We start from the raw sequence: 5,367 nt of genomic DNA on the forward strand, positions 1-5,367 counted from the left end.
TGGCTAAGCAACTACCGTATCTAACAGGGGGCAACCCCCAACTACTTCAGGCGTTCTAGGGCTTAACTGCTGTGTTCGGCATGGAAACAGGTGTATCTCCTAGGCTATCGTCACTTAACTGCTTGGGTGAACTGTCTTCTAATCGTCCACTCAAAATTGAATACCTCTATCTTAACAAGAACTCTACCTCTATGTCAATAAACTTTTCTATTATCCTCGGATAAGTCCTCGAGCTATTAGTTTTAGTCCGCTTCATGTATCACTACACTTCCACTCCTAACCTATCTACCTGATCTTCTCTCAGGGCTCTTACTGATATAAAATCATGGGAAATCTCATCTTGAGGGGGGCTTCGCACTTAGATGCTTTCAGCGCTTATCCCTTCCCTACATAGCTACCCAGCGATGCCTTTGGCAAGACAACTGGTACACCAGCGGTAAGTCCACTCTGGTCCTCTCGTACTAGGAGCAGATCCTCTCAAATTTCCTTCGCCCGCGACGGATAGGGACCGAACTGTCTCACGACGTTCTGAACCCAGCTCGCGTGCCGCTTTAATGGGCGAACAGCCCAACCCTTGGGACCGACTACAGCCCCAGGATGCGACGAGCCGACATCGAGGTGCCAAACCTCCCCGTCGATGTGAACTCTTGGGGGAGATAAGCCTGTTATCCCCAGGGTAGCTTTTATCCGTTGAGCGATGGCCCTTCCATGCGGTACCACCGGATCACTAAGCCCGACTTTCGTCCCTGCTCGAGGTGTTGCTCTCGCAGTCAAGCTCCCTTATACCTTTACACTCTGCGACTGATTTCCAACCAGTCTGAGGGAACCTTTGGGCGCCTCCGTTACTCTTTAGGAGGCGACCGCCCCAGTCAAACTGCCCGTCAGACACTGTCTCCGATAGGGCTAACCTATCCGGGTTAGAGTAGCCATAACACAAGGGTAGTATCCCAACAACGCCTCCAACGAAACTGGCGTCCCGTTCTCTATGGCTCCTACCTATCCTGTACATGTCCTACAGATACTCAATATCAAACTGCAGTAAAGCTCCATGGGGTCTTTCCGTCCTGTCGCGGGTAACCTGCATCTTCACAGGTACTAAAATTTCACCGAGTCTCTCGTTGAGACAGTGCCCAAATCATTACGCCTTTCGTGCGGGTCGGAACTTACCCGACAAGGAATTTCGCTACCTTAGGACCGTTATAGTTACGGCCGCCGTTTACTGGGGCTTCAATTCAGATCGTCGCTTGCGCTAAACCCTCCTCTTAACCTTCCAGCACCGGGCAGGCGTCACCCCCTATACATCATCTTACGATTTAGCAGAGAGCTGTGTTTTTGATAAACAGTTGCTTGGGCCTATTCACTGCGGCTGATATCACTATCAGCACCCCTTCTCCCTAAGTTACGGGGTCATTTTGCCGAGTTCCTTAACGAGAGTTCTCTCGATCACCTGAGGCTACTCGCCTCGACTACCTGTGTCGGTTTGCGGTACGGGTAGTATGTAGTTAAACGCTAGAAGCTTTTCTTGGCAGTGTGACATCACTAACTTCGCTACTTATATTTCGCTCCCCATCACAGCTCAATGTTACAGAGATAAGCATTTAACTCATCTCACACCTCACTGCTTAGACGTGCTCTTCCACTCGCACGCTTTAGTTAGCCTGCTGCGTCCCTCCTTCACTATACATACTAGTACAGGAATATCAACCTGTTGCCCATCGGATACACCTTTCGGTCTCTCCTTAGGTCCCGACTAACCCAGGGCGGACGAGCCTTCCCCTGGAATCCTTAGTCTTACGGTGGACAGGATTCTCACCTGTCTTTCGCTACTCATACCGGCATTCTCACTTCTATGCGTTCCAGCACTCCTCACGGTATACCTTCTTCACACATAGAACGCTCTCCTACCATTACCTCTAAAGGTAATCCACAGCTTCGGTAAATTGTTTTAGCCCCGGTACATTTTCGGCGCAGGGTCACTCGACTAGTGAGCTATTACGCACTCTTTGAATGAATAGCTGCTTCTAAGCTAACATCCTAGTTGTCTGTGCAACCCCACATCCTTTTCCACTTAACAATTATTTGGGGACCTTAGCTGGTGGTCTGGGCTGTTTCCCTTTCGACTACGGATCTTAGCACTCGCAGTCTGACTGCCGAATATATCGTCTTGGCATTCGGAGTTTATCTGAGATTGGTAATCCGGGATGGACCCCTCACCCAAACAGTGCTCTACCTCCAAGAGACTTACTTCGACGCTAGCCCTAAAGCTATTTCGGAGAGAACCAGCTATCTCCAAGTTCGTTTGGAATTTCTCCGCTACCCACAAGTCATCCAAGCACTTTTCAACGTGCCCTGGTTCGGTCCTCCAGTGCGTTTTACCGCACCTTCAACCTGCTCATGGGTAGGTCACATGGTTTCGGGTCTACATCTACGTACTATTTCGCCCTATTAAGACTCGGTTTCCCTACGGCTCCGTCTCTTCAACTTAACCTCGCACGTAAACGTAACTCGCCGGTTCATTCTACAAAAGGCACGCTCTCACCCATTAACGGGCTCGAACTTCTTGTAGGCACACGGTTTCAGGTTCTCTTTCACTCCCCTCCCGGGGTGCTTTTCACCTTTCCCTCACGGTACTGGTTCACTATCGGTCACTAGAGAGTATTTAGGGTTGGGAGATGGTCCTCCCAGATTCCAACGAGATTTCGCGTGTCTCGCCGTACTCAGGATCCTGCTAGAGTCATCTACTATTTCAACTACGAGGCTGTTACTCCCTTTGGCTGACCTTCCCAGGTCATTCGTCTATAGTATCTGATCCCACGTCGCAGTCCTACAACCCCAAGGAGTAAACTCCTTGGTTTGCCCTCTTGCCCTTTCGCTCGCCGCTACTTTGGCAATCGCTTTTGCTTTCTCTTCCTGCAGCTACTTAGATGTTTCAGTTCACTGCGTCTTCCTTCTCATAACCTTAACAGTTATGGATACTAACCTTTAGTTAGTGGGTTCCCCCATTCGGACATCTCTGGATCAGCGCTTACTTACAGCTCCCCAAAGCATTTCGTCGTTTGTCACGTCCTTCTTCGGCTTCTAGTGCCAAGGCATCCACCGTGCGCCCTTATTAACTTAACCTTAGTTCCAGTCTTTCGACCTTCTTTATTTTTTTAATAGGTTCGCGTTTATCTTTTTTTCGGTTTCTTTCTTGTTACTTTTCTACAATCATTTTCATAATTGTGGAATTTGATATAGATATTCAATTTTCAATGGACTATTATGATATTAAGAACCGTTACGACTTGTCGTAAAACTTGCGTAAAATAAGGAACAAACCAGTGATGTGTCTTCAGACACCAGATGGTTTTGACTTATTTCTAGTAAGTTTAGGTTCGTATTCAAATATCATTTATCTAGTGGAACACGAGATTAATTTCTTAGGAAAAAAGATAAACTTCCTTGTGTGCAAGCACACAGCGCCTGTTTCCTATTTTTCTACAGAAATTTCGGCAAGCCGAACATCTCTTTGTATCCTAGATAATGGAGCCTAGCGGGATCGAACCGCTGACCTCCTGCGTGCAAAGCAGGCGCTCTCCCAGCTGAGCTAAGGCCCCCGACTAATAAACGGCTGGTTTCATTATTAGTGGTGTGTCTATTCTATTATAAGACCTCTCAAAACTAAATAAGACAAATCCCAAAAAGTTCCTTATCCTTAGAAAGGAGGTGATCCAGCCGCACCTTCCGATACGGCTACCTTGTTACGACTTCACCCCAATCATCTATCCCACCTTAGGCGGCTGGCTCCTAAACGGTTACCTCACCGACTTCGGGTGTTACAAACTCTCGTGGTGTGACGGGCGGTGTGTACAAGGCCCGGGAACGTATTCACCGCGGCGTGCTGATCCGCGATTACTAGCGATTCCGACTTCATGTAGGCGAGTTGCAGCCTACAATCCGAACTGAGATTGGCTTTCAGAGATTAGCTTGCCGTCACCGGCTTGCGACTCGTTGTACCAACCATTGTAGCACGTGTGTAGCCCAGGTCATAAGGGGCATGATGATTTGACGTCATCCCCACCTTCCTCCGGTTTATTACCGGCAGTCTCGCTAGAGTGCCCAACTTAATGATGGCAACTAACAATAAGGGTTGCGCTCGTTGCGGGACTTAACCCAACATCTCACGACACGAGCTGACGACAACCATGCACCACCTGTCACTTCTGCCCAAAAGGGAAAGCCTATCTCTAGGCCGGTCAGAAGGATGTCAAGACCTGGTAAGGTTCTTCGCGTTGCTTCGAATTAAACCACATGCTCCACCGCTTGTGCGGGCCCCCGTCAATTCCTTTGAGTTTCAACCTTGCGGTCGTACTCCCCAGGCGGAGTGCTTAATGCGTTAGCTCCGGCACTAAGCCCCGGAAAGGGCCTAACACCTAGCACTCATCGTTTACGGCGTGGACTACCAGGGTATCTAATCCTGTTTGCTCCCCACGCTTTCGAGCCTCAGCGTCAGTTACAGACCAGAGAGCCGCTTTCGCCACCGGTGTTCCTCCATATATCTACGCATTTCACCGCTACACATGGAATTCCACTCTCCCCTTCTGCACTCAAGTTCTCCAGTTTCCAAAGCATACAATGGTTAAGCCACTGCCTTTAACTTCAGACTTAAAAAACCGCCTGCGCTCGCTTTACGCCCAATAAATCCGGACAACGCTCGGGACCTACGTATTACCGCGGCTGCTGGCACGTAGTTAGCCGTCCCTTTCTGGTTAGTTACCGTCACGTAATGGATTTTCCACTCCCATTACCATTCTTCTCTAACAACAGAGCTTTACGATCCGAAAACCTTCTTCACTCACGCGGCGTTGCTCGGTCAGACTTGCGTCCATTGCCGAAGATTCCCTACTGCTGCCTCCCGTAGGAGTCTGGGCCGTGTCTCAGTCCCAGTGTGGCCGTTCACCCTCTCAGGTCGGCTATGTATCGTCGCCTTGGTGAGCCTTTACCTCACCAACTAGCTAATACAACGCAGGTCCATCTCATAGTGGAGCTGTTGCCCCTTTTAAGAGTTAAACATGTGTCTTACTCTATTATGCGGTATTAGCTATCGTTTCCAATAGTTATCCCCCGCTATCAGGTAGGTTACCTACGCGTTACTCACCCGTTCGCAACTCCTTGAACTAGTGCAAGCACCAGTCCAAAGCGTTCTACTTGCATGTATTAGGCACGCCGCCAGCGTTCGTCCTGAGCCAGGATCAAACTCTCATTTAGTTTGAACTTACTCGTTCTTTTCTGTCCGCTGACAGATTTATTTTTGCTTTGACGGAGTCTATACTGCTTATAAACCCCTCTTCACTTTTTGGTTCGTCTTATTCAGTTCTCAAAGGTCTT

Annotated in this window: 1 tRNA gene and 3 rRNA genes; all 4 read right to left on the reverse strand. The window is 48.9% G+C overall.

Features of this window, described 5'->3' with window-relative positions:
• Nucleotides 1–2: 2 nt before the first annotated feature.
• A 5S ribosomal RNA gene (gene rrf / locus GWD08_RS08515) occupies nucleotides 3–118 on the reverse strand.
• Between the two features lie 98 nt (nucleotides 119–216).
• Nucleotides 217–3,120: ribosomal RNA gene (locus tag GWD08_RS08520) — 23S ribosomal RNA — on the reverse strand.
• Nucleotides 3,121–3,523: 403 nt separating this feature from the next.
• Nucleotides 3,524–3,596 (reverse strand) — tRNA-Ala (locus tag GWD08_RS08525).
• 102 nt (nucleotides 3,597–3,698) lie between these two features.
• Nucleotides 3,699–5,247: ribosomal RNA gene (locus GWD08_RS08530) — 16S ribosomal RNA — on the reverse strand.
• The 16S, 23S and 5S rRNA genes sit together here with 1 tRNA gene alongside, the layout of an rRNA operon.
• Nucleotides 5,248–5,367: the final 120 nt, after the last annotated feature.

The organism is Streptococcus halichoeri (genome assembly GCF_009870755.1).
Classification (GTDB): Bacteria; Bacillota; Bacilli; order Lactobacillales; family Streptococcaceae; genus Streptococcus; species Streptococcus halichoeri.